The sequence below is a fragment of the Mesorhizobium sp. M6A.T.Cr.TU.014.01.1.1 genome, from assembly GCF_004022765.1.
Classification (GTDB): domain Bacteria; phylum Pseudomonadota; class Alphaproteobacteria; order Rhizobiales; family Rhizobiaceae; genus Mesorhizobium; species Mesorhizobium mediterraneum.
On record NZ_RZPG01000005.1, the window covers coordinates 1 to 24,293 of the forward strand.

Sequence of the window (24,293 nt, forward strand, 5' to 3'; positions counted from 1 at the left end):
AAAAAACATTCCGCGCGCTTGCCACCTTGCCGGTGGCGATGCCGCCGATCCTGCGGCTCGACATTCCCGAGCACCGCGGCGAGGTCGACGTCAAGACTGCCTATGTGCCAGGTATCGACGGTTTTGCGATCAAGATCAGTCCCGGCTTCTTCGACAATCCGAAGCTCGGCCTGCCCAGCGTCAACGGCATGATGGTGCTGCTGTCGTCAAAAACAGGACTGGTCGAGGCCCTGCTGCTCGACAATGGCTATCTGACCGACGTCCGCACGGCGGCGGCCGGAGCGGTCGCGGCGAAACACCTTTCGCGAGCCGACTCCTCAATTGCCGCGATCTTCGGCGCCGGCGTCCAGGCCGGGCTGCAGCTCGAGGCGCTTATGCTGGTGCGGCCGATCGCTGAGGCCCGCATCTGGGCCAGGGACGCCGCCAAGGCCGAGGCTGCGGCGGACGCATTGCGCGAAAGACTAGGCATCGTCGTGCGCGCGGAGCCCGATGCGGCAAAAGCGGCGGCCGACGCCGACATCATCGTCACCACGACGCCGTCGACCGAGCCGCTGATCAAGGCCGGCTTCATCTCCGCCGGCCAGCACATCACCGCTATGGGCTCGGACGCCGAGCACAAGAACGAGATCGCTCCGGCGATCCTGCGCATGGCCGATCTCTACGTCGCCGACAGCGCGAAACAGACGCGGCTGCTGGGCGAACTGCATCATGCCATCGCGACAGGTGTCATGGCAGCCGATGCCGAGATTACCGAGCTTGGCCAGATCATCGCCGGCGAAAGACATGGCCGGCGCTCGGCCAGCGACATCACCATCGCCGACCTCACCGGCACCGGCGTGCAGGACACGGCGATAGCCACGCTCGCCCGCGACCGTGCCCGAGCAGCCAACACCGGTACGATTTTCGAAAGCTGATGCTGGCCGCAAGGCCCAACAAACGAGGACCAAGAACAATGCAGCCTAATCTCAAATTCTCGCGCGGCGAATATGCGGAGCGCCTGGCCAAGACACGGAAGGCCATGGAGGTCAAGGGCGTCGATCTGCTTGTTGTCAGCGATCCATCCAACATGGCGTGGCTGACCGGCTATGACGGCTGGTCGTTCTATGTGCACCAGGCCGTCATCGTGCCGCCGTCGGGCGAACCGGTGTGGTACGGGCGCGGCCAGGACGCCAACGGCGCCAAGCGCACCGCCTATCTCGCCCACGACAACATCGTCGGCTATGCCGACCACTATGTGCAGTCGACCGAACGCCACCCGATGGATTTTCTCTCGCAGGTGCTGGCCGATCGCGGCTGGGGCAAGCTTAGCATTGGCGTCGAGATGGACAATTACTGGTTCTCGGCCGCTGCCTTCGCGTCACTGCAGAAACATCTGCCCAATGCGCGCTTCGTCGACGCCACGGCTCTCGTCAACTGGCAGCGCGCGGTGAAGAGCCCGACCGAGATCGACTATATGCGCAAGGCCGCCCGCATCGTGGAAGCGATGCACCAGCGCATCGTCGACAAGATCGAAGTCGGCATGCGCAAGTGCGATCTGGTCGCCGAGATCTATGATGCCGGCACGCGCGGCGTCGACGGTATCGGCGGCGACTATCCGGCGATCGTGCCGCTGCTGCCGTCGGGCGCCGATGCTTCAGCGCCGCATCTGACCTGGGACGACAAGCCGATGAAGTCGGGCGAGGGCACCTTCTTCGAGATCGCCGGCTGCTACAACCGCTACCATTGTCCGCTTTCGCGGACTGTGTTCCTTGGTAAACCCACGCAGGAATTCCTCGATGCCGAAAAGGCGACGCTGGAAGGCATGGAGGCTGGGCTTGCCGCGGCAAAGCCCGGCAACACATGCGAGGACATCGCCAATGCCTTCTTCGCCGTGCTGAAGAGATATGGCATCGTCAAGGATAACCGCACCGGCTATCCGATCGGGCTTTCTTATCCACCGGACTGGGGCGAACGCACGATGAGCCTGCGCCCTGGCGACCGCACCGAGCTGAAGCCCGGCATGACTTTCCATTTCATGACTGGCCTGTGGCTGGAGACGATGGGGCTCGAGATCACCGAATCTATCCTGATCACCGAGACCGGCGTCGAGTGCCTGGCCAACGTGCCGCGCAAGCTGGTGGTGAAGAATTGAGCCCGATGTCCCAGCTTCACCCATCGCCGATCACGCCGGCCGTCGACTTCGACCGCGACGGCGTGCAGCACGGATTCCTGCGGCTGCCCTACAGCCGCGACGATTCGGCCTGGGGATCGGTGATGATCCCGATTTGCGTGATCCGTAACGGCAACGGGCCGACCGCACTGCTCACCGGCGGCAACCATGGCGACGAATATGAGGGGCCGCTGGCGCTCTACGATCTCGCCCGCACGCTCGATCCAAAGCACGTCAGCGGCACGGTCATCATCGTGCCGGCGATGAACTATCCGGCGTTCCGCGCCGGCACCCGCACCTCGCCGATCGACAAGGGCAATCTGAACCGCAGCTTTCCAGGCCGGCCAGACGGCACGGTGACCGAGAAGATCGCCGACTACTTCCAGCGCGAACTCTTGCCGCGCACAGACATCGCGCTCGACTTCCATTCCGGCGGCAAGACACTCGACTTCGTGCCGTTCTGCGCCGCCCATATCCGGCCAGACAAGGTGCTGGAGGCGAAGGGCTTCGCCGCGGTCGAGGCGTTCTCGGCACCGTGGTCGATGAAGATGCTGGAGATCGACGCGGTCGGCATGTTCGACACTGCGGCCGAAGAAATGGGCAAGCTGTTCATCACCACCGAGCTTGGCGGCGGTGGGACTTCTCGCGCGGAAACGGTGCGGATCGCTCGTCGCGGGGTGCTCAATGTGCTACGCCATGCCGGCATTGTCGCCGGTGCGGTCGAGATGCAGCCGACCCGCTGGCTGGACATGCCGTCAGGCGATTGCTTCTCGTTCGCCGAGGACGACGGGATGATCGAAACGATGATCGATCTCGGCGAGCCCGTCGAAGACGGCCAAGTCCTGGCGCGCATCCATTCCATCGGCCGCACCGGTGCCGCACCTCAGGAGATCAGGGCAACAATGTCCGGCCTTCTGGCCGCGCGGCATTTCCCCGGACTGGTCAAGGCGGGCGACTGCACCGCAGTGGTCGCCGTGCTCGTTGACTGACGGCAGAGCCAGCCAAACTCAGGTTTGGTCGTTCTGCCGCGCGGTATCGCCTTCGAAGCCGCAACGCCAATAGGCGACGACGAGGTGCGCGTCGCGCGGCAGCTTCCGGTCCTGCCTGAGGTAGGACCGGATGGCGCGGAAGCTCTTGTGCTCGCAGCCGACCCAGGCGAAGACGCTGCGCCCATCTTCGGGCCAGGGCACGTTCCGGACCGCATCCTGAAGCAAAGCGGATTTGCCTGGGGCCACGCCATTCCTGTGCAGCCATTTTATGTCCAGTGTGGCCTGGGAAACCAGCTTCTGCTCCTCGTCGCCATCAGCGACTTCGATGCGAACGACGGCGTGCACGCCCGCCGGCAGCGCCTCCACGATGCGGCCGATCGCGGGCAGGGCGGTCTCGTCGCCGGCAAGCAGGCACCAGTCGGCTGTGGGCACGTCGCCGCCGCCCGGGCCGGTCATCCCGACGATATCGCCGATCCGTGCATTGGCCGCGAAACGCGCGCCGGGCATGCCATCGCCATCATGCAATACGAAGTCGATATCGACCTCTCCCTTTTCGACGTCGATGCGGCGGATCGTGTAGACGCGCACATCCGGCCGCCGTTCCGCTTCCGGCCATACCGGACGGCTGTCCACGCCGGTGACCGGCCAGGCGGGTACTGCGCCATCCTTGGGAAGCAGCAGACGGACATGAAGCCCGCCCGTTGCGAAGCGTCCAAGGTCGCTTCCGGCCAGGGTCAGCCGTCGCATATGCGGTGTCACATCGGCGGTTCGCACGACGCGCATCTCGCGGAAATAGGGTAGCGGTTGCCCTGCCGCCCCGTCGCCCTGCCAGATGATGCTGGGGCTCTCCGCCGCCGCGAAATGCAGCAGGTGCTCGGCGATGGAGAGCTTCACATAGGCCAGGGATGTCTCGTCCTTGCCTTCGGCAAAAACCTTCAGGCAGCGTTGGCAGGCTTCCATGCTGGCTGAACCGAAGGCCGTGTCGATGCGGCTGCAGGCGCCGTCGACGGCGACATCGCCATGGTCGGCAAAATGCGCGCAAAGCCGCTTCATGATGTCTTGCGGACAAGACAGCATGATTTCGGCGGATGCCTTGAGGTTCCTCGGCATTTCAACCATGGCGCGGCACTCCTTTTGCGAGCAGATGGACGAGATAAGGTCCGCCAAGCAGCGAGGCGAACAGGCCGACGGGCAGTTCGTATGGAAACGCCACCATGCGCGACAGCCAGTCCGACACGATCATCAGCAGCGCGCCGACAAGGACCGCGCCGGCGAGGTGAAGGCGGGCGCGGGCAAAGCCGATCAGCCGTGCAAGGTGCGGCGCGATGAGACCGACGAAGCTCAGCGGCCCGACGAACATCGCGGCCAGCGCGGTGAGGATTGCTGCGAGCACGATCAGCGTCAGTCGTCCGCCCGCGATCGGCAGGCCGAGCCCGCGTGCGGTATCCTCGCCGAGCGGCAAGATATCGAGCCAGCGGGCGGCGAGAAACAGCGGCAGCGTCAACAGCATCAGACACGCCAAGGCCACCCAGGCATCGGCGCCGGTCGCCTGGCTGGTCGAGCCGCTGAGCCAGCGCAGCAGGACATAGGATTGCGAATTTCCCATGGCGATCGTCGCGGTGATCACGGCGCTGCACAGCGCGCTCATGGCAATGCCGGCAAGCAGCAACCGCTCGGAGCCGAATTTCGCCCGTGCGGCAATGGTCAGCATGGCGATCAGCACCGCCAGCGAGCCGAAAACGGATCCGGCGAGTTGCCAGCCGAGCCCGGCCGTCGCGCTGACCATCAAGACCGCGGTCAGGCCGGCACCGGCTCCGGTGCCGACACCCAGCACCTCGGGGCTTGCTAATGGATTGCCGGTGATCCGCTGGATGACGACGCCCGCCACTGCCAGCATGGCGCCGGCGGCTGCCGCCACGCCGATCCGCGGCGCGCGCCAGGCGGCGAGATCGGCCAGCATCTCGCCGCCGGCGACCGACCAGCCCGCCGGTCCTCGTCCGACGATAAGCGCTACTACCGCCGCGACAAGGGTCAGCAGAAGCAACAGCAAAATGATGAACCGGCCGGCCTTGCGCGGGGACGTGCCTGATGTGTTCAGGCTCGGCCATTCCAATAGGCGCAGCCTCGGCAACAGCCAGAGCAAAACCGGGCCGCCGAGGAGCGCGGTGCCCGCGCCGGTTGGAATGCGTTCGCCGCCGGCGCCTGCCGCCAGCTGCACCAGCCCATCCGTCAGCCACAGCAGGATGGCGCCGATCAAGGGCGCGGCCAGCAGCTTTTGCCCTAGCGAACGCGCGCCTGAAAGCGTGGCGAGCGCCGGTGCTGCAAGGCCGACGAAGCCGATGACGCCGACCTCGGCGACCACCGTGGTCGCCATCCACACGGCAAGCGCAATGACGAGGAAGCGGCTGGTGTGGCGGGCGATGCCGAGACTGCGTGCCGACGCGTCGTCAAGGCCAAGGATCGTCAGCGGCCTGAGCAGCAGCAGGGCGGCGCCGGCGCCGACCGCCAGCCTGGTCGACAGGGCGATGGCCGGCCCCCAATCCTGCTGGACCAGCGATCCGCCGCCCCAGATGAACAGCGAGAAAAGATAATCGCCATTGGCGAGGATCAGGGCGGCACTGATGGCACTCGCGGTGAGCGCCACCATCATGCCGGCAAGCACGACGGAGACCGGCTCAAGCCCGCGCCGCCAGGTCAGCGACAGCACCAGCAGCACCGCAGCAGTGCCGCCGGCAAAGGCGATAGTGCCTTGCGACCGCTCCATCAGAAACGGCGCATAGACGGAGGCGGCTGTCATCGCCAGTTGCGCGCCCGACGAAATGCCGAGCGTCGACGGTTCGGCCAGCGGGTTGCGCAGCACACGCTGCAGCAAAAGGCCGGACAGGCCGAGAACGGCGCCGGCCAGCACCGCCACCACCGCACGCGGCAACGTGCTGTAGAAAAGGATGATGCGATCGAGATCGATGTCGCCCGCCGGCGCGGTCGGCCACTGCGTGCTGATGCGCCATGCGAACAGGAGTGCTGCCAACGCCGCGAGGAGACCCCACAGTGCGATCGGTGGCAGCGCGTGGCCAGTCGTGGCGCGCTGAGTCATGGTGCGGTCAACCATGAGTCTGCCCAGCAAGGGCGGCCGTCGCCAACCGGGCGAAGCGGCGTGCAGAGGGCAGGCAGCCGAAATGATTGATCGGCTCGAGCAGGGCGACACGGCCGTCCCGGACCGCCAGCAGTGCGTTCCACAGCGCATTTTCGGGAAGCGCGCGGCCGACATCGGCCGGCAGCGGCGAAACGACGAGGATTGAGGCGTCGGGAACGCGCGCCAGCGCCTCCAGCCCGACCGGAGCAGCGGCGCTGTAGCTTGTCTCATTGGCCCAGGCATTCTTGATGCCGAGACGCAGCAGCACGTCGCCGAACATCGAATCCCGGCCAAAGGCACGGAAATGGCGTGAATCGCCAAGGCTGATGACGAAGACCGGCCGCCCGGAGGCGGGCGGCAGCGTGGCGCGCCGTCGCGCGATTTCGCCTGATGTCTCGTCGACGTAGCGTTTCGCTTCGGTCTGTCGCCCGAGCTTTTCGCCAAGCGCCAGCGTCGCCGCTTCGGCGAGCGGGTAGGGCGGCACGCCAGGTTCATAGACCGTTTGCGCAAGGACTGGCGCGATGCGCTCGAGCATCGGGCGCTGGTATTCGTAGAAACTGGAGACGGCGATGAGATCCGGCGCGACGATGCGCAGCAGCTCGTAATTGGGCGTGCCTCGCAGTCCGAGATCGGTCACGGACGGCGGCACTTCGGGTTCCACCGCCAGCTTGCGGAACTGGATGAGTTCGGTCGCCGCGACCGGCTCGATGCCAAGCGCGATCAAGGTTTCCAGCATGCCCCAGTCGATCGCGGCTACGCGCAGCGGCGCAGCCCGGCTGACGATCGGCGATAGCATGGCCGCCAGGCCAAGCGCGAGCACCCGTCGTCTGCTGGGAAAGGGGATTATCGCCATCGGCTACAGCACATGACTACCAAGTCGTGTGGGCCTTCAGCTTGAACGACCGGCCTTCGCCATAGGCACAGGTCAGAGTCGTCTGGCAGCTTGCCACATATTTCTTGTCGAAGAGATTGGTGATGTTGAGGTCGACGCCCCAGTTCTCCTTCTCGTAGCCGAGCTTCAGGTCGGCCAGCGTGACGGCCGGCACCTTCGCCGTGTTCTCGTTGTCAGCCCACGAGGAGCCGAGATGGCGTACACCGGCGCCGATCGAGATGCCGTCATACCAATCGCCGCGGAAGGTGTAGTCAACCGACGCCGAGACCATGACTTCGGGCACGATGAAAGGCGTCTTGCCGATCAGGTCTGGGTCGTCGCTCTTGGTGAAGTCGATATCATAGGCGGTCAGCGCCGCAGTCACCCTGAGATCCTCGGTGACGTTCACCTTGCCTTCGAGCTCCACACCGCGAGAGCGCAGCTCGTCGGCCTGGACCTGGGCAAAAGGATCGGTGTCGCTGGCGATGGCCACGTTCTGGCGTGTGAGGTCGAAGACCGACAGGGTGAACAGGCCATCGATGAAGGTCGGTTCATACTTGACGCCCACCTCATACTGCACGCCCTCTTCCGGCTTGAACAGGTCGCCATTCGCGTCGGTTCCGATGATCGGATTAAAGAAGGTGGCGATGCTGGCATAAGGAGTGATGCCGTTGTCGAACTCATAGGCGAGACCAGCGCGGCCGGAGAAATCGCCAACGGTGCTGCTCTGGTCGATGACGGGAAGGCCGAAGGTCTCCGAATAGTAGGTCGGACGGTTGTCAGCTTCGAGCCAGCCGCGATCGTAGCGGCCATTCAGCGTCACCAGCCAGCCATCGCCGAAGCGAAGCTGGTCCTGTGCATAGAGGCCGAGCTGCTTTTGCGTCAGGTCCTGGTTGAGGTAGCTGACGCGAGGCGTCAGTGGCGAGCCATAGATCGGGTCGAACGCATCTATGGGATTGTCATAGTTTAGATCGAAGAGGCCAGACGACTGCACCTGGTCGATGTTGTAATATTTGAAGTCCACACCGACGAGAATCGTATGTTCGATCGGGCCGGTTTCGACTTTGCCCTCGATCTGGTTGTCCATGAGGAAGGTTACGACGTCGGTGTCATGGTCGAAATTTATGCGGGCCAAGTCAGTAGGCCCTCCGATGGTCGACCAGCCGTTTGGATAGACGCTCACTTCATCGATGCTCGCTGCGCCGAAGCGAGCGTTCGAGCGCACCGTCCAGTCATTGTCTAACGTGTGCTCGAACTCGTAGCCGATCGAGCCCTGTTCGCGCTTGTAGAGATCGATGGACGGTTCTGTGAAGTTGGCGTCGGGATCGATGCGTCCGTAGTTGACGCCGCCGACTATGTGATCCACCACCGTTCCGTCATAAGGCAGGAAGTTGCCGCCATTGTGGTTCTCGTCGATGTGGCTGAAATTCGCGAGCACCGTCAGCCGGGTCTGCTCGTCGGGCTGCCAGGTGATGCTTGGCGAGATGAAGCCGCGCCAGCCGTCCTGCAGATCGCTATAGGTGTCGCCGCCGGCGACGCGACCGTTGACGCGATAGCTGACCACGCCGTCGCCGGACACGTCGCCGATGTCGAAGCCGAGATAGGCCCTACCGGCGTCGTTGACGCCGGTTTCGACATAGCGCTGCCTGCCGTCGGGACGCTTGCTGACATAGTTGACGATGCCGCCCGGATTGCTGCCGCCATAGAGCACCGAGGCCGGACCTTTCAGCACTTCGATGCGCTCGATCCCGAAGGAATCTATATAGAATCCGCCGAAGCCATAGCTGAACAGCTGCAGGCCATCCATGTAGATGCCGGTGTCCGTCGCCTGGAAGCCACGGATGAAAATCCAGTTGGTATCGCTGTCGGGACCGAAGGGCTGCGTGAAAACGCCGGCCGTATATCGCAGCGACTCGTCGATCTTCTGCGCTCCCTGATCGTCGATTTCCTGCCGTCCGATCACCGAGACGGATTGCGGGATCTCGGTGAGTTTGGTCGCGGTCTTGGACCCGGTCTTTGTCTCCTTGGCAACGACGCCGTCGACCGGTCCGGTCGCGCTGTCGCCGGCCTCGCCCTCGACCACCACAGGCTCGAGCTGGACGTCGTTTTGCTGGGCGAACGCGGTCATGGTCGGGATCAAAGCGAGGGTGGCGCCCGCCAACAGCAGCTTCATCCGGCAGATTCTGTTCATAAGGCAAACCCCAGGGTTATCGAAACGCATATACCTGACTGTTTACCTCAGCTTATGTTGGGGTCATTGGATGGATTTGCGGGGTTTGTCGGTTTTTGTCCCAAAAGGCGGACATTGCGACTTGATGTTGCATCGCTGCGCCTGCCGGCGCTCCTCATCCACGCACCAGGCGTCAATCCGACGACGGATTTGAACACCCGCGTCAGATGCGCCTGATCGAAAAAGCCGGTTGCTTCCGCGATATCGCCGAGTGAGGCGGATTCATGCGCCATCATTGTCTGAATTTTTCGAACCCGTGCCTGCATCTGCCAACGGTGCGGCGGTATACCCGTAGCCGCCTTGAATGCGTGGCTAGTGGCAGTTTCCGACAGGCCCGTCAGCGCGGCCAGATCGGCAAGACGGATCTTGCCCAGGCAATGGGCGTCGATGTAGTCGGTGACTAGGCGCAGCTTTCGACGAGACAGCGGCGTGCGGCGCCGCTGTCCGTCCGGTTGGCCGATTTCGAAAAGCCCGGCGAACAATGCATTCAGCAGGCCCTCGCCGTAGAGATCGTGCATCGGCTGGCCGCTGTCGCATTCGGCCGCGATCAGGCCGGCAAGCATGGCGATCCGGTCGTCGCGAAACTGAAACCGCGCCACATGCAAGGCGTCGCGGTCCAGGCTGCCGCCGAAACGGCGCGTCAGCGCTGCCTCGTCGAAGTGCAGATCGAGGTGCTTGATGCGGTGCAGGCCCTCGACTCTACCCCTGATCGGCACCCCCGCCGGTATGTAGGCCATGGAAAATGCCCGGTCATGACGGCGCAATTCGCCTTTCGAGCCCTCAACGAAGAAGGCGCCGTCGCCGTCCACATCCAGCGCCACAAAGAGCCGGGGGTCGGGAGAGACATAATAGCCTCCCGCTTGCTCCCCGCACGCAACGTCCCAGAGGTCGGCGACGGCGCCGTCCCAGACATGCCCTTTCAGGCCGCCAATGACGGAAAAACCCTGAATGCGACTTTCCATGCGCGGGGCGAAGGCCACTTCCCGTTTCCCTGTAGTGCCATGAACCATTCGCCTTGATATATATCATGACGGAAATTATCAAGTTTTACTGGAAGGCAACAACGGGCAATCGCTTCACGGTTTGGCGAAAGCGGAAGCGACATCCGATCTCCCTCGCAAGGGCAGGGTCATCGCAGGTGGAAAGCCGAGGCTTTCGCTCTACGATGTACCCCCACCCCTAACCCCTCCCCACAAGGGGGAGGGAGACTTCAGTTGGCGCTGACCTCGGCAAATTGCCTGCCTTTCGGCGGCAAAGGGAAAGTAAAGGGCAGCGGCAGCGTTCCCTCCCCCTTGTGGGGAGGGTTAGGGTGGGGTCCATCTTCGCAAGAATCCAAATGCGATTGCCCTGCTCGCAAGGGGGAGATCGGCTGCTTCGCCGATGGCGAGCTTTTGGACTCTAATTTCGCGTTGCTTCGAGACGCGCGCGAAATTCCTCGAACTCCGCTTCGGTAATGCCGGCGACTTCAGCGTCGCTGGGATAGCCACCGCCGGCAACTTCCTTGCGGAAGCCCGACAGCGCCTCGACCCGCGCATCCCTAACGGCTTTCTGCAGGGCAGCCAGATTGCCCCAGGCACGCGCGTGGCGTGGCAGGCGGGTGCTCTCACTGCAAATGTCCGAGGTGAACAGGAAGATGACGTCCGCTTCGGCGCCCGAGCCAAGCGACACGGTGACAAGCGAGGTGCGGCGGTTGATCTCTGCCATCACTTGGGCCGGGATGATTTCGCATTCGACGGCGAAGGCGCCGGCATCCTCCAGCCGCCGGAAGCGGTCCCACAATTCCAGCGCTTCAGTGGAGGTCTTGCCGACCGCCCTGATGCCGCCAACCCAGGTGGATTTGCGCGGCACGAAGCCGAGATGCCCCATGACCGGAATCTGTTCATCGGCGAGCAGCCGGACGCTGTCATATCCGCGCCCGGTGATCACCGCATCGGCGCCGGTGGTGATGGCGCTAAACGCCGTGCGCAGGATCTCGTCGCCGGTGACGGCGTCGGCGAAGCCGAGGGCCGCTGTCACGAAAACGCGCCGCGACCCTTCGCGCACGCGCAAAACGTTGGCGGCGCGGCAGACGACCATCTCGACGCCGGCGGCCTCGGCAGCTGCCGCCTCATCCGCCGTTTCCGCCGTCACCTGTGCGACATGGCGACCGGTCCCCTTGAGCGCGCGCAGATCCGCGACGGTTACACTGCGCTCGACCTCGCGGCCGCCGAAATCGAAGATGCGCGGCATCTCAGCCTTTCAGCTTCTTGGCGTAATAGTCCGGCGCGACGACACCCGGCTTGGAGAACCAGGCCGGCACGTCGACGCCGGAATAAAGCAGGATGTTGCCCCACGGATCGAAGGCGCCGGTGCGCACGACAACCTTCGCCTTTGCCGCCATCTCGCCGAGGATGGTCTCGTGCTTGGTGGTCTCGAAATCGGCGTCGGGGAACAGCCGCTTCAGCTTGGCCAGCAGCGGCGCGTTGTGCACTGGCAGCGTATCGGCATAGCCAACACGCTCGGCGATGAAATTGGCTGCGATCGGCGCCAGCACGGTTTCGAGATCCGGCACGTCAGGCGAGATGGCGAGGTCGATGCGCCAGGCGGTCGAGGGGATCGGAAAGCCTGCATCGCAGACGATCATCAGGTCGCCATGACCCATCGAGGCGATGGCGTGCGCCAGTTCGGCATTGAGCAGCCGGTTTCGGTTCATGTCGCTTCCTTCCATGTTGTCTTGAGGGCCTGGGCGTAGAGCGCGTCAGCCTTGGCTCGCGTGGGCAGGCCGGGAATGACGCCGAGTTCGGTGCAGGCGATCGCGCCACAGACGACGCCGAAGCGGACCGCGTCGACAATGTCGCGGCCTTCGGCCAGCGCCACCGCAAACCCCGAATTGAACGCATCGCCGGCGCCGGTCGTGTCGACGACGGTGACCGGCACTGCCGGCACCATCACATCGAGCTCGTCGGTCAGGATCAGCGCGCCACTCCGGCCCAAGGTCACCACCACGTTGCCGACGCCGCGGCGGCGCAACTCGCCGGCGAGCTCGCGCGAGGAGCGTGGATCGTCGGCCGGCAGGCTGAGCAGAATGCGCAGCTCGCTCTCGTTCGGCGTCAGATAGTCGACGGAGGCGAAGATCGCGTCGGGAAGCTGGCGCGCCGGTGCGGGATTGAGGATCGTGCGGGCGCCATGCTTGCGGCCGAGCTCCATGGCGCGGGCAGCGGCGGCGATCGGCACTTCGAGCACCGTCATGACGACGTCGCTCTCGGCGATGCGCCGTTCGCCCAAGTCGACGGTCTCGGCATCCATCAGCTCGTTGGCGCCCATGTCGAGGATGATGAAGTTCTCGCCCCTATCGTTGAGGATGATAAAGCCGACGCCGGTGGCGCGCTCCGCACGCGTCGTGACCAGGCTCGAGTCGACGCCTTCGGCGGCGTAGAGATCGGTGGCGATGCCGGCCAGCTTGTCGGTGCCGATGATGGCGAGCAGCGACGAGGCGGCGCCCAGCCTTGCGGTGGCGACGGCCTGGTTCGAACCCTTGCCGCCCGGCCCCATGTCGAAATCGGTGCCGAGCATCGTCTCGCCGAAAATCGGCAGCTTGGGCGCCCGCATGGTCAGACCGACCGCGAAACTGCCGACGATTGTGATTTTGGGTGGTGTCATCAATGCCCTCGTTCAGGACGCCATGGCGCGGGCCAGGATCGCTTCCTCGTTGATGCCGGCGCCGGTCAGTTCACCCGAGATCCGGCCGTTGCGCAGCACCAGAACGCGTTCGGCGTTCATGATCAATTCCGGAATCTCCGACGAGATCATCACCACCGCCACGCCTTCGCCGGCGATGCCGCGCAGGATGGCATAGATCTCGGCCTTGGCGCCAACATCGACGCCGCGCGTCGGCTCGTGCAGGACCAGCACGCGTGGATTGGTGACGAGGCTACGCCCGAGGATGATCTTCTGCTGGTTGCCGCCCGACAAAGTCGCCAGTTTCTGCCCGAGATGTGAAATGCGCGCGTCGAGCCGGGCGACCTGGGCGCGGGCTTCGCGGCCGACCGCGCCGCGCCGCATGAAGCCGGCGAGCGAAAAGCGCGGCAGCGAGGCCGAGACGACATTGTTGGCGACGCTCATCGACAAAAGCGCGCCCGCGCCGCGCCGGTCCGCCGGTACCAATGCCATGCCATTGCGGATCGAGGCGCGCGGGTCGGCGGCGCGCAACTCCTTGCCGTCAATTGTGATGCGGCCGCCACGGCTGCACAGGCCGAACAAGGCCTCGCCGAGCGTGTCCTTGCCGGAATCAGGCAGGCCGCCGATGCCGAGGATTTCGCCCGCGCGGGCGCTAAAACTCAGCTCATCCAGCCCCAGTGCCGTCAGCTTCTCGACGGAGAGCACGATCGGCGCGCCGTCCGACTGCGCCTGCGGCTGTAGCGACCACTGCGCTGCCGTGTCGAGATCGCGGCCGACCATGGCGCGGATCAGCCGGTCTTCCGACAGGCCGTTATTGTCCAGCGTCTCGATGGTGCGCCCGTCGCGCATCACGGTGATGCGGTCGGCAAGGTCTAGCACTTCCTTCAAGTGATGCGAGACGTAGATGACGGTGACGCCCTCGCTGCGCAATTGCCTGACGATATCGAACAGCCGCTCGCTCTCGCGCTTGGAAAGCGCCGAATTGGGCTCGTCGAGGACAAGCAGGCGGGCACGCTGGCGGATGGCGCCGGCAATCTCGACCAGCTGCATTTCGGCCACGGAAAGCCGGCTAACCCTGGTGTCGGGGTCGAGCTTGCCCATGCCGAGGCGGGTCAAGGCGGCGCGCGCCTCGCGTCGCATCTCCTCGCGCGGCACCAACGACACGGCGGAGCGCGCCGCCATGTCAGACATCATGATGTTGTCGGCGATGGTCAGCGTCGGGCAGAGCGCCAGTTCCTGATAGACCACGGTGATGCCGGCGGCCCGGCTGGCCAGCGGCGAGGCGATGGTGGCCTCCTCGCCGTCGATGCGGATTTCACCGCCGTCCGGCTGCAGATCGCCGGCAAGGATGTTCATCAAGGTCGATTTGCCGGCGCCGTTCTCGCCGATGACGGCATGCACCTCGCAGGGGCGGAAATCGACGGAAATGCGGTCGAGCGCCAGCACCCCGGGAAACCGCTTGGTCAGGCCGGAGATCTCGACGATGGGGGCAGGGCTCTGTTGCTCTGTCATTGGCTGGCTGGACGAAGAGCTGCCAACCAAGGCCGGCAACTCCCGTCACGCTGGCTTGTTACTTCTTGGCGACCTCGGCGATGTTTTCCTTGGTGTAGACGCCGACGCCGGTGTCGAGATTCTCGATCGGCTGACCCTTGAGGAACTGGACGATCAGGTCGACCGCGGCAAAGCCCTGCTTCTCCGGCGCCTGGTCGATCGTCGCCTCGACATTGCCGTCCTGGACGAGTTGCACCGTCTGGTCGAGCAGGTCGAAGCCGACCACCTTGACCTTGTCGGCCGCGTTGTTGCGCTCGACCCAGGTGCCGGCGGCCGGCGTCGAGCAGCATTCGAGCGACAGCACGCCCGATATCGCTGGGTTGGCCAGCATGGCGTTCTCGATTGCCGCATAGATCTTCTGCGGATCGGTGCCGGTGTTGAGCGTTGAGACCACCTCGATGCCGGGCTCGGCGGTGAGCGCCTCGCGCGCGCCCTTCTCGCGGTCGAGCGACCACTGGGCGGCGGCGTCGATCGTGGTGATCATCACCTTGCCCTTGCCGCCCAGCATCTTGGCCATTAGCTTGCCGGCCTCGCGGCCGGACTGGACGAGGTCCTGGCCGGCGAAGGCGAGGCGCTTGCTTTCGGGATTGTCGGTGTTGAAGGTCACGACCGGGATGCCGGCGGCGATGACCCGGTCGATCAGTGGCGCCAGCGCATCGGTCGAGACCGACGAGATAGCAAGTCCGTCCATCTTGCCCATCAGCGTCTCGATCTCGCTGATCTGGCCGTTGGCGTCGGCGCCGACGGGGCCGATGAATTGAGCGCCGACCTTGTCCTCCTTGGCGGCGCGCTCGACCCCGGCCTTCATGAACGGCGCGAATTCGTTGGAGACGTCGTGGTAGGAGACGTAGATGTCGAGCGGCTCGCCGGCGGCGATCTTGGCCTTGATGCGGTCGGCCAATGCGAAATCGGCCAGCTTGGCGCCGGCATGGGCGGACAGCGGCAACAGGCTGAGCGCGGCTGCGAGAATGACATGTCTGAGTTTCATGGATAGTCCTCCCTGTTGTTGGCCTTTTGACTGGCCTGTTGCTTTGGTTTTCCTGCTTCAGCTCGGCCGGCGCGTGCTCCATTTGTCGATGCCGACCGCTATGATGATGACCAGACCGATCATCAGTTCCTGGACGAAAGGCGATACGCCCATCAGCACCAGTCCGTTGCGCATCACGCCGATGATCAGGACGCCGAGAATGGTGCCGAGGATCGTGCCTTCGCCGCCCGAAAGCGAGGCGCCGCCGACGATCGTCGCGGCGATGACGTCGAGCTCAAGGCCGAGACCGGTGCGTCCGGCCTGACCGCTTGGCAGGAAGGCCAGGCTCAAAATGCCGGCGAAGGCCGCTAGCACGCCCATCAGCACGAAAGCGCAGATCTTGACCGAGTTGACGGAAATGCCTGAAACACGCGCGGCCTTGGCGCTGCCGCCGACGGCGTAGACCCGGAATCCGAAATTGGAGAATGACAGCACCACCCAGGCAAGTGCTGCGATGATGACGAAAAACACCAGCTGCATCGGGATGATGCTGAATAGATAGCCCTGGCCCATGAAGCCGAACGTCTGCAGGACCTCGGGCAGGGCGCCGTTGCGGGCGTTCACCGTCACCGGCTGGCCGTTGGTCAGGATGAGGGCAGCACCGCGCACGATCGACAGCATGCCGAGCGTCGCAATCAGCGACGGCAGCCGGCCATAGGTGGAAAGCACGCCGTTGACGAGCCCGATGGCGACGCCGGTGAGCAGGCCGACGCCGATCGCCGGTAGAAGCGCCCAGCCGGCGATGATCAGCATGCCGGTGGCGAGGCCGGAGAATGCGTAGGTCGAGCCGACCGACAGGTCGACCTCGCCGGCGATCAGCACGAATGTCATGCCGACCGCCATGATCCCGAGCAGTGAGATCTGGCGACCGACATTGAGCAGGTTCAGCGACGTCAGGAACCCGTCGGTGGCGAAGGACAAAAACAGGCATAGCACGAGCAGCGCGATGAACACGCCAGCTTCGCGCGCCCGCGACAGCCGCGCCAGCGTCAATCGGTCCGCGGCTGGCGCGCGCGCGCCGGTCCTGACCGCATCGGCCATACAGCATCCTCCCTGTGTGTGGCGAACCGCCGGTCACGACCGGCACCGCCACTCCTCTTCCCGTTCCATCCTCGACCCGAACCGAGCTCGTGTGCGGGTCGATGCATGAGAGCCTATTCCCAAACAGAATCAGGATGCGGCTCTATCTCCCTGCCTTTCCACGATCTTTCCAATCATGGTTGGTGCGGGCGCGATCGCCCGTGCCTTGCTGTCGACGTCAGGACGCCTTGCGGAACGAACCGGCAGGCACCTTATGCAATTCGTCGTAATTTCCGTATTCGCGCACCTTCTTGAACGGCGCGTTCTCGATGGCGTTGTAGGAGCAGATATAGCCCCAGCGATAGGTGTCCGAACGATTGGCGTCGGAGCGGTGCAGCAGATTGCCGTCGAAGATCAGCGCGTCGCCGGCCTCCATCTCGACATAGATATGCTCGTAGCGCTTCAGCGCCGCTTCCAGATGCTCCTGCTCGACATTGGTCTGGTCGTTCTCGCGGATGTGGTTGAGGCGGCCGAGCTTGTGCGAACCCTTGAGCACCTGCAGGCAGCCATTTTCGCGGGTCGCCTTGTCGAGCGCGACATAGATGCTCATCATCTCCGGCGCGAGGCAGCCGTAATTGTACCAATAGCCGAAATCCTGATGCCATTCCCAGGCGCCGCCCTCATTGGGCTGCTTCATCGTCATCTTGTGGCTGTACAGATAGATGGGTTTGCCGACGGCATCCTGGGCGAGATCGACCATGCGCTCGTCGCGCGCCAGAAGACCGTATTTGTCGTCCTCGGCCTTGGTCCACATCTTCAGGAGGGTGGTCTTGCCTTCCTTGTCGCCCTTGGCCATGACGGCTCCGCTCCTGGTCTCCGCCTCGAGCTGCCTGCGTGCGTGGTCACGAAAATCGTCCACCTCGGCCACGCTCAGCAGCCCCTTGCGGATAATGTACCCGTCGCTGATGTAGTGTTCCGTTTCTTCCTTGGTCATCGCGAGCATCGTCTTGCCTCCCTGGTCTTCGCGAACGGGCCCTCAGTGGCGCGATGCGCCTCGAGGGCCTTGGGAAGAGCGGGTCCAGGCAACTGAATGCCGACCTCGCCTGCCTCTTGAAAGCAACCTTAGCGGTGCTTGGCAGGGAACAAAATGGACAGCACCGCGCAGTTTTTGTATAAAACGCGCATGCGAGCAAGAACGTCGGTTCTCGAGAGTTTCCACTATGTGCCGGCGGCCGGATGGACGCGCACGGCGTTTAGCGTGCTGCGCGCCGGCAAGGTCGCCGCGGCGCCGGATTACCGGATAGAACGCGCGACCTATCCCGGCCAGGACATCCTCTATTGCCTGTCGGGCCACGGTATCGTGGAGACGCTGGGACAGCGGCTGGAGGTGCGGCCGGGCCAACTGGTGTGGATGGCCAACGAGGCGCCGCATGTGCATGCCGCCGACGAGCACGATCCGTGGAGCCTGCTCTGGTTCAGGCTCAACGGCCCGGACCCGGCGATCCTGCGGCGCAAGCTGTTCGGAGAGGGGACCTTGCGGGCCGTGTTCCCGGAAGCCATGAGTCCAGTCGCGTGGTTCGAGCGGCTGTTTGCCGCGTTGCGGCGGCGCGACGCCAGCCTTGATTTCAGGCTCAACCAACTGGTCGCCGAATTCGTGCTTTTGGTCGACCGGGCGCTCGCCGGCTCCGGTCCTGATGATTTGCCGAAGCCGCTAGCCGCTGCCCTGGACGCCATGCGCGGTGAACCCGGCTTCGCCTGGACGGCACCCGACCTGTTCGCCGTTACCGGGCTCGGTCCCTCGCAGATCCGGCGGCTGTTCCAAAAACATCTGCGGACAAGCCCGCATCAGTGGCTGATGCGCGAGCGGCTGATGCAGGCGCAATCGCTGCTGGTGCAGAGCGACCAGAAGCTGGCCGAGATCGCCGAAGCCTGCGGCTTCTGCGACGTCTATCATTTCGGGCGCGAGTTCAAGCGCTCGGTGGGAATCTCGCCGGCCGCCTGGCGCCGCAGCGAATTAAGCGCCGGGCCGGGACATTAGCTGGAACGTCGACTGATCAAAACGTGCTCGGTCGGGCCTTCACAGGACCTTCTGCCGGAACTTCGAATGACAGCTTGAGCAATCCTGCAGGATAAGATGCAACAGGTGCTCAGCAGGAGCCTTGGCAGGATCGGCTTGCGCCGCTGCCGGCCGCTTGCCAAGCAGGCTGCCGCCGCCCATCGCCGGGCCGGTACCCATCCTCATGTCGTCGGTGATGCTGGCGGGCGCCCGCTCGGCCTTGGCGGCAAGCGTGGTGGCCAGCGTCCCGATGTGACGGGCCAGAGCCTCGAATTCCGAACGGGCTTGATCGATTTCCAACTTGGCGCCCGAAGGCGCGCCCAATGTCGCGCTCGGAAATTCCGTGATAAGCGTAGGGCCGGTGCGGGCGCGGATGGTCTCGGCCGCCGCCTTGAACGCCGCGGCGTCATAGGCCAGCTTGCCGTCGAACATCGCGGCGATCGTTTTCGCGGCGGCGGCCATCTCCTTCATCGAGGACTGGCGCGTCGCAATGATTGGGTCAGGTCCAGCCGCGGCCACCACCGCGGAGGCGCAGGCAAGCGACAGCATCACGGTGGCGGCGGTCCATTTCACTGAACCAGGCCTTCTCCCGCCAGTTCGTCGATGATCGGGCAGTCCGGCCGCTCGTCGCCATGGCAATGCTCAACCAGATGATGCAGCAGGCCGCGCAATCCCACCAGTTCGGCGATCTTCCTGTCGATCTCCACGAGCTTGGCTTTGGCAATGGCCTTCACGTCGGCGCTGTCGCGGTCCCTGTCTTGATAGAGCGACAGCAACTGGCGGCACTCGTCGACCGAAAAACCCAGGCTGCGCGAGCGCTGCAGAAATCGCAAGCGGTGGATGTCGTCTGCCGAATAGTCACGATAGCCATTCTCCGTCCGGGCCGGGCGCAAAAGCCCGATGTCCTCATAGTAGCGTATCGTCTTGGACGGCAGGCCGGATTTTTCGGATGCGATACCAATGTTCATGATGAAAATCTCCTTGGTCAGTGGGAAAGTAAACCTTCCTGTAGCTAGAAGGTCAACCCGGTATGGCAATTTGGATGCCCCGCCGCAGCCGTCCCACAGGTTCGGCGCGTCCACGATCTGCTCGTCGGCAAAACCGTGCTTGCGGACTGGGAATTTCACCTGTCCGCGATCCTTTCTCCTATCGCGGTCCTGTCGCTCTTTGGGTCGCGATCGTCAGCCCCGTCAGCTTCGCAGGTATTTGAGGAGCGCTGCAATCACGAGCACAAGGGCGACAAGCACCAGGACCCATGTGAGCCCCATGCCGCCCATCATCCACATGCCCATTGGACCATTCATCATTGCGGTCGCCTCTACGGTCGGTGGAAGCCCGCCCTCGCCGGTGAGCATCGGCGATTCCGATGGGAATTAGTTCGTCGTAAATTTCGGTCAAGACGAATGGTGCCTCAGAACATGCCCTTGATTTTAGCCCACCACCCCGTTTCCTTCTCATGGTGCGGGCGCTCGACATTGTTGGTCAGCGCGTTGACGAAGGTGACGAGATTGACCGCCGCGAAACTCAGGCCGTGGAAATTCGCGCGCCAATGGCCTTGTTTGTCGATCACATGCGTGACAGTGCCGTGCATCTGGTAACCGCCATCGGTCAAGGCGAACTTGTGGCCGAAGGCTTCCGCGAGCTTCCGGGTCGCATCCTCAGGCTGACCCGCGGTCGTGGTCAGGAACAGCCAATTGACCGGGTCGAGCCCGTGCGCCGGTCCGTAATTGCGCAGCACGTCCGGCGTGTCCCTCACAGGGTCGGTGGTGATGGTCACAAAGGTGACCTGGCCTTTCATCGGCGTGCCGTTCACCATTTTCTGGATCTCGGCGATCTTCTCGGCATGCAGGGGGCACACATCGGGGCACGATGTGTAGATGAAGTGGAGGATGACGACCTTGCCGCGCAAATCGACCAGCCGCAGGACACGCCCGTCGTCGGTACGCAGTGTGAAATCGGGCGCCGGTCTGTCGAGCGTCTGGAAATATTTCTCGTCGCTCTGAAGCATGGCATCGACTTCGCCGAGCGAGTGAGCTTGCGCCGGATACGCAAAGCCTGCGATCAGCGCCGCGATGGCAATTACGCGTAGCAGCAAACGCCTCCATTCGTTCAAAGCCGGCGCGACGCAGCGAGCCTTTGGCTCGGACATATCTGTTCCTTTCTCACCTGGCAGCGATGCGGCTGCGGATGAAGTCGACCATGTCGGGCGCGTCCCATTCCGCCGGGCCGATCAGCCGGCCGACTTCCTTGCCGTTGCGATCGATCAGCAAAGTCGCTGGAAGGCCGACGGTGCCAATGGCGAACATGGCCTTGCCTGAGGTATCGATATTGAGGGCGAGGTGCTCGATGCCGATCTCGGCGAAGAACTTTTTCACGATGTCCGGGCCGGCGCGGTCCATCGACAGCGCGACGACCTCGAAATCCGGCCCGCCGAGCTCGGCCTGCAGCCGGTCGAGCGTCGGCATCTCCTTCCGGCAGGGCGCGCACCATGTCGCCCAGACGTTGAGCAGCACGATTTTGCCGGAAAAATCGGCAAGGCTTCGGGGTCGACCATCGCCGTCCTCGAAGCTGATTTCTGGCACCGGCACCGGGGTTTCGTGAACGGCAAAATTCTGCGGCGGTTCGGAAGCCGATGCCGACCGCGAAAACACCAGCAGCATGCCAACCAGGGCCATGGCCAGTTTGCTCATGGTCACGACTGTTTTCACCGCGTCGCGTAGACGGTCGGCGCCTTGCCGTCCTTGGTGAAGGCGTAGATCGTCCAGGTCCCTGACTTCTCGCCGCCCATGCCGGGCGCGCCGGTCGGCATGCCGGCCAGGGTGATGCCTGATATGGCGGGGCGTTCCGTCAAAAGCTTCCTGACGATGTCGATCGGCACTAGGCCGTCGATGACATAGCCGTCAACCATCAGCGTGTGGCAGCCTTCGAGGTCGGCGGGGACGCCGGCATCGCTGCTGATCTGCGACAGATTGTTGACCGGCTTGATGTCCACCTTGAAGCCGTTCTGCTCGAGATAGGCGGCATAGGACTCGCAGCAACTGCATTGCGGGTTCTTGTACATCACCGCTTCGATCGTGGCGGCGACCGCGGGCAGCGGCGTTGCGATCAGCGCGGCAAGGGCGGCGAGGCGGTAGGTCAGTTTCATTGCAGTTCTCCTTCGTTGAACGAATGGATTCAGGTTACGCGGAAGACGGTCATCAGGCCGGCCATCTGGTGGTCGGCGACATGGCAGTGCAGCATCCAGTCGCCGGGATTGTCGGCGACGAAGGCGCATTCGATCGTATCTTTTGGGGCAAGCAGCACCGTGTCTTGCCATTGCCGATGCGGCACCGACGAACCATTGCGCGACAGCACCGACATGCTGAAGCCATGGATGTGCATCGGATGCCACCAAGCGGTTTCGTTGCGCATGGTGAGATGACAGGTCGTGCCGCGTCTCAGCGTGAATTGCGGCGCCATGCCGGCGTGGCCGTCGCCGGTCATCGACGTGCCGTTGATCGCCCAGGCGGCCTCACCATTCATACCGGGCATCCCCATGCCCATCATGCCGCCGACGCCGGCGAGCTTGCCACCACCCATCATGCCGCCTTGCAGCACGATCTCCTGGCGCTCGGCCCCGGCGAGATCGGGGGCCGGCAGCGGATTGCGCGGCAGGCCGACAGGCGCGTCGAGAGGATGCGCGCGCAGCGGCGGCGCCTCGTCATAGGCGAGCGTGGTCAGTGTGTAGGCGAGGCCATCATAAAAATCGTCGATCACGGCGTAGCGCTTGCCCGGATCGCCCTGCATGTCGAGCATCACATCGATGCGCATGGCCGGCGCGAGCACAAGGCGCCCGCTATCCGGTTCGTGCGGGTCGCAGGGCTGGCCATCGATCGCGACGACAACCGGGCGATGACCTTCGAAGCGCAAGGCCATGATGCGGGCGAGCGACGCATTGGCCAGCCGCAGCCTGATCCGTTCGCCCGCTTTCACCAATTGGTCGGCCGGCACCGTGCCGTTGATGGTGACGACGTTGCCGACGCGGCCGGACATCGCCGCATCCATCATGTTGCCGAAGCCGGCAGCGATCTGCCCATCCTTGGCAAGTCGCCAATCCTGCAGCAGCCACAAGAGATCGCGGTCGACGGCGACCGGCTCGGCCTCCTCGACGATCAGTGCGCCGGCAAGGCCGCGGCCAAGTTGCACCAGGCTGTCGGCATGAGGATGATACCAGAAGGTGCCGGCATCGGGCGGCGTGAACTCATAGACGAAGCTCTCGCCCGGCTTGATCGGCTTCTGGGTCAGGCCTGGCACGCCGTCCATCGCATTTGGCAATCGTATGCCATGCCAATGAACCGTAGTGTCCTCGTCGAGCCCGTTGTCGACGACGATACGGGCCGGCTCTCTTTGCCGCAGGCGTAGCGCTGGGCCGGGAACTGTCCGGTCATAGGCCCATACCGGGGTTTGCGGGCCATCGAGGCCGGTGAGCCGGGCCTGGCTCGCCGCAACCCTGATCCGGCGCTCCTCCATGGCGGATACCCACCTGGGACGCATCGATGCGGACGCGGCAACCCCCGCCGCCGCAACGAGAAACCTGCGGCGTGAAATCAAATAACTGGAATCGGAATGCACCCTTATGCCCTTTGCGATCTCGATCGACGGCGACCGTCCGACATCGATTGACCTGCTGTCCGCGCCCGCTACGCCACAATGAGCGCAGTGGGCGATCGAGCGCCGACAATCAGCCGCAGGACGGCTGAAACGGCGTCAGATCAGATCGCTTGTCTTGGAGGGTATGGGTCGGGCAGGGAACTTCGCCCGTGAAGAAGCGGGGTCGGTAGCGCCAACGGCTCCTGCATCCGCGCAACTGTCCTCATGGCGATGCCTTGCGGCAGCACCGCGAGCACCGGTGCGATGCAGGTCGGCGGGCAATGCATAGGATCGCCTTTGTCGCCGGCTCCTTTGGGGCACGCCTTGCAGTCGCCAGCCATGTCGGACGACATGGCCGTGTCCGCGTCGGAGTGCATGACCATGGCTTTGTCCGACGTCGTCGTCATCATCTGCGCCGACATGACGCTCGCCTGAGCGCCGGCAAGGCTGAACCCGGCGGTCAGGAAGACCGCGAGCAGCATGACAAGCAATTGCTTTGCCGACCGGCGTGCCATCATGCGCATAGGCTGGCCTCAAAGTGCGGCTTTTGCAAGTCCCAATGCCCTGACATCAAGACGAGAAAGAAGCCTTGGCTTCATACCGCTCACGCAATTTGGCGACCGGCTTCGAGAGTTCGCAACCCCCAGCGGACCGATGCGACGCAAGTGCTGGCGTGCGCAGATCAACATCGTGCTTTGCTTAAACGATCGGGCGATTGGAATCGGAACACTTGCAGCAGGAAAGCGCGTGACACAGCGGCGTCAGCTAGAGCGGTTCACGGCTTGATGGAATCGAAGGGGATTCCAGATTTGTGGGTTTTGTGATTCAAGATGCTGGCTGGAGTGGAGGCCAGCATCTGATGACTCGACCCCTTTCCAATGATCTTCGCGAGCGGGTGGTGGCGGCGGTTTTGAGTGGTGAAAGCCGCCGGTCTGCCGCCAAACGGTTCGGCATTTCGGCTTCGGCGGCGGTGAAGCTGTT

Annotated in this window: 23 protein-coding genes and 1 pseudogene; 5 read left to right on the forward strand and 19 right to left on the reverse strand. The window is 64.0% G+C overall.

Annotated elements, in window-relative coordinates; all coding sequences use genetic code 11:
- The 3 genes from EN885_RS08150 to doeB all read left to right on the forward strand — a co-directional run.
- Positions 1-914, forward strand: a 914-nt coding sequence (locus EN885_RS08150) for a cyclodeaminase (RefSeq protein WP_128335167.1), incomplete at its 5' end; no start/stop codon positions are given.
- A gap of 38 nt (positions 915-952) precedes the next feature.
- Positions 953-2,131 carry an ectoine hydrolase DoeA gene (gene doeA / locus EN885_RS08155; protein ID WP_128241333.1) on the forward strand — a complete coding sequence of 393 codons (1,179 nt, stop codon included), beginning with the start codon at positions 953-955 and terminating at the stop codon, positions 2,129-2,131.
- Between the two features lie 5 nt (positions 2,132-2,136).
- Positions 2,137-3,138: a N(2)-acetyl-L-2,4-diaminobutanoate deacetylase DoeB gene (gene doeB / locus EN885_RS08160; RefSeq protein ID WP_128241332.1), complete on the forward strand. Its 1,002-nt coding sequence runs from the start codon at positions 2,137-2,139 to the stop codon at positions 3,136-3,138.
- Between the two features lie 18 nt (positions 3,139-3,156).
- On the opposite strand, the gene EN885_RS08165 is transcribed toward doeB, so the two are convergent.
- The 12 genes from EN885_RS08165 to EN885_RS08220 all read right to left on the reverse strand — a co-directional run bounded on the left by EN885_RS08165 (position 3,157) and on the right by EN885_RS08220 (position 17,630).
- Positions 3,157-4,257, reverse strand: a complete 1,101-nt coding sequence (locus tag EN885_RS08165) for a siderophore-interacting protein (protein ID WP_128241331.1) — start codon at positions 4,255-4,257, stop codon at positions 3,157-3,159.
- Entirely contained in the window at positions 4,250-6,247 is a 1,998-nt protein-coding gene (gene fhuB / locus EN885_RS08170) for a Fe(3+)-hydroxamate ABC transporter permease FhuB (RefSeq protein WP_128241330.1), read from the reverse strand. Before fhuB ends, EN885_RS08165 begins: the two co-directional genes overlap by 8 nt.
- Complete coding sequence (locus tag EN885_RS08175) at positions 6,240-7,124, reverse strand: ABC transporter substrate-binding protein (RefSeq protein WP_128241329.1); 885 nt, start codon at positions 7,122-7,124, stop codon at positions 6,240-6,242. The genes fhuB and EN885_RS08175 overlap by 8 nt, the downstream gene beginning before the upstream one ends.
- A 16-nt stretch (positions 7,125-7,140) precedes the next feature.
- Positions 7,141-9,315, reverse strand: coding sequence for a TonB-dependent siderophore receptor (locus EN885_RS08180; RefSeq protein WP_128241328.1), 2,175 nt, complete (start codon positions 9,313-9,315; stop codon positions 7,141-7,143).
- 65 nt (positions 9,316-9,380) lie between these two features.
- The gene (locus EN885_RS08185) at positions 9,381-10,352 is read right to left on the reverse strand and encodes an AraC family transcriptional regulator (protein WP_245493028.1); all 972 of its coding nucleotides are present in this window, start codon (positions 10,350-10,352) and stop codon (positions 9,381-9,383) included.
- A 418-nt stretch (positions 10,353-10,770) separates the two neighbouring features.
- Complete coding sequence (locus tag EN885_RS08190) at positions 10,771-11,601, reverse strand: 3-methyl-2-oxobutanoate hydroxymethyltransferase (protein ID WP_128244332.1); 831 nt, start codon at positions 11,599-11,601, stop codon at positions 10,771-10,773.
- 1 nt (position 11,602) lies between these two features.
- Positions 11,603-12,064 carry a D-ribose pyranase gene (gene rbsD / locus EN885_RS08195; protein ID WP_127293044.1) on the reverse strand — a complete coding sequence of 154 codons (462 nt, stop codon included), beginning with the start codon at positions 12,062-12,064 and terminating at the stop codon, positions 11,603-11,605.
- Positions 12,061-13,011 carry a ribokinase gene (locus EN885_RS08200; protein ID WP_127293042.1) on the reverse strand — a complete coding sequence of 317 codons (951 nt, stop codon included), beginning with the start codon at positions 13,009-13,011 and terminating at the stop codon, positions 12,061-12,063. The genes rbsD and EN885_RS08200 overlap by 4 nt, the downstream gene beginning before the upstream one ends.
- Before the next feature lie 12 nt (positions 13,012-13,023).
- Complete coding sequence (locus tag EN885_RS08205; protein WP_128244333.1) at positions 13,024-14,541, reverse strand: sugar ABC transporter ATP-binding protein; 1,518 nt, start codon at positions 14,539-14,541, stop codon at positions 13,024-13,026.
- Positions 14,542-14,599: 58 nt separating this feature from the next.
- Positions 14,600-15,568, reverse strand: a complete 969-nt coding sequence (locus EN885_RS08210; protein ID WP_128244334.1) for a sugar ABC transporter substrate-binding protein — start codon at positions 15,566-15,568, stop codon at positions 14,600-14,602.
- 57 nt (positions 15,569-15,625) lie between these two features.
- Complete coding sequence (locus EN885_RS08215; protein WP_128244335.1) at positions 15,626-16,648, reverse strand: ABC transporter permease; 1,023 nt, start codon at positions 16,646-16,648, stop codon at positions 15,626-15,628.
- A gap of 217 nt (positions 16,649-16,865) precedes the next feature.
- The gene (locus tag EN885_RS08220) at positions 16,866-17,630 is read right to left on the reverse strand and encodes a phytanoyl-CoA dioxygenase family protein (RefSeq protein ID WP_095489160.1); all 765 of its coding nucleotides are present in this window, start codon (positions 17,628-17,630) and stop codon (positions 16,866-16,868) included.
- Positions 17,631-17,810: 180 nt separating this feature from the next.
- Here EN885_RS08220 and EN885_RS08225 point away from each other — a divergent pair, with 180 nt between their 5' ends.
- Positions 17,811-18,665, forward strand: a complete 855-nt coding sequence (locus EN885_RS08225; RefSeq protein WP_245493029.1) for an AraC family transcriptional regulator — start codon at positions 17,811-17,813, stop codon at positions 18,663-18,665.
- 39 nt (positions 18,666-18,704) lie between these two features.
- On the opposite strand, the gene EN885_RS08230 is transcribed toward EN885_RS08225, so the two are convergent.
- The 7 genes from EN885_RS08230 to EN885_RS08260 form a co-directional block, all read right to left on the reverse strand.
- Entirely contained in the window at positions 18,705-19,256 is a 552-nt protein-coding gene (locus EN885_RS08230) for a cytochrome c (protein WP_245457972.1), read from the reverse strand.
- Positions 19,253-19,651, reverse strand: coding sequence for a Cu(I)-responsive transcriptional regulator (gene cueR / locus EN885_RS08235; protein WP_095489162.1), 399 nt, complete (start codon positions 19,649-19,651; stop codon positions 19,253-19,255). The genes EN885_RS08230 and cueR overlap by 4 nt, the downstream gene beginning before the upstream one ends.
- A 443-nt stretch (positions 19,652-20,094) precedes the next feature.
- A complete protein-coding gene (locus tag EN885_RS08240) occupies positions 20,095-20,832 on the reverse strand; it encodes an SCO family protein (protein ID WP_127293032.1) in 738 nt (245 codons plus the stop codon).
- 13 nt (positions 20,833-20,845) lie between these two features.
- Positions 20,846-21,373 carry a TlpA disulfide reductase family protein gene (locus EN885_RS08245; RefSeq protein WP_128244338.1) on the reverse strand — a complete coding sequence of 176 codons (528 nt, stop codon included), beginning with the start codon at positions 21,371-21,373 and terminating at the stop codon, positions 20,846-20,848.
- Positions 21,374-21,387: 14 nt separating this feature from the next.
- A complete protein-coding gene (locus tag EN885_RS08250; protein ID WP_095489164.1) occupies positions 21,388-21,828 on the reverse strand; it encodes a DUF411 domain-containing protein in 441 nt (146 codons plus the stop codon).
- A gap of 29 nt (positions 21,829-21,857) precedes the next feature.
- Complete coding sequence (locus EN885_RS08255; protein WP_128244337.1) at positions 21,858-23,216, reverse strand: multicopper oxidase family protein; 1,359 nt, start codon at positions 23,214-23,216, stop codon at positions 21,858-21,860.
- Between the two features lie 218 nt (positions 23,217-23,434).
- Positions 23,435-23,830 (reverse strand): hypothetical protein, encoded by a 396-nt coding sequence (locus EN885_RS08260; RefSeq protein WP_245493030.1) that lies wholly within the window; start codon positions 23,828-23,830, stop codon positions 23,435-23,437.
- A gap of 341 nt (positions 23,831-24,171) precedes the next feature.
- On the opposite strand from EN885_RS08260, the pseudogene EN885_RS33840 reads away from it, so the two are divergent.
- A pseudogene (locus EN885_RS33840) lies at positions 24,172-24,293 on the forward strand (IS630 family transposase); the annotation flags it as partial.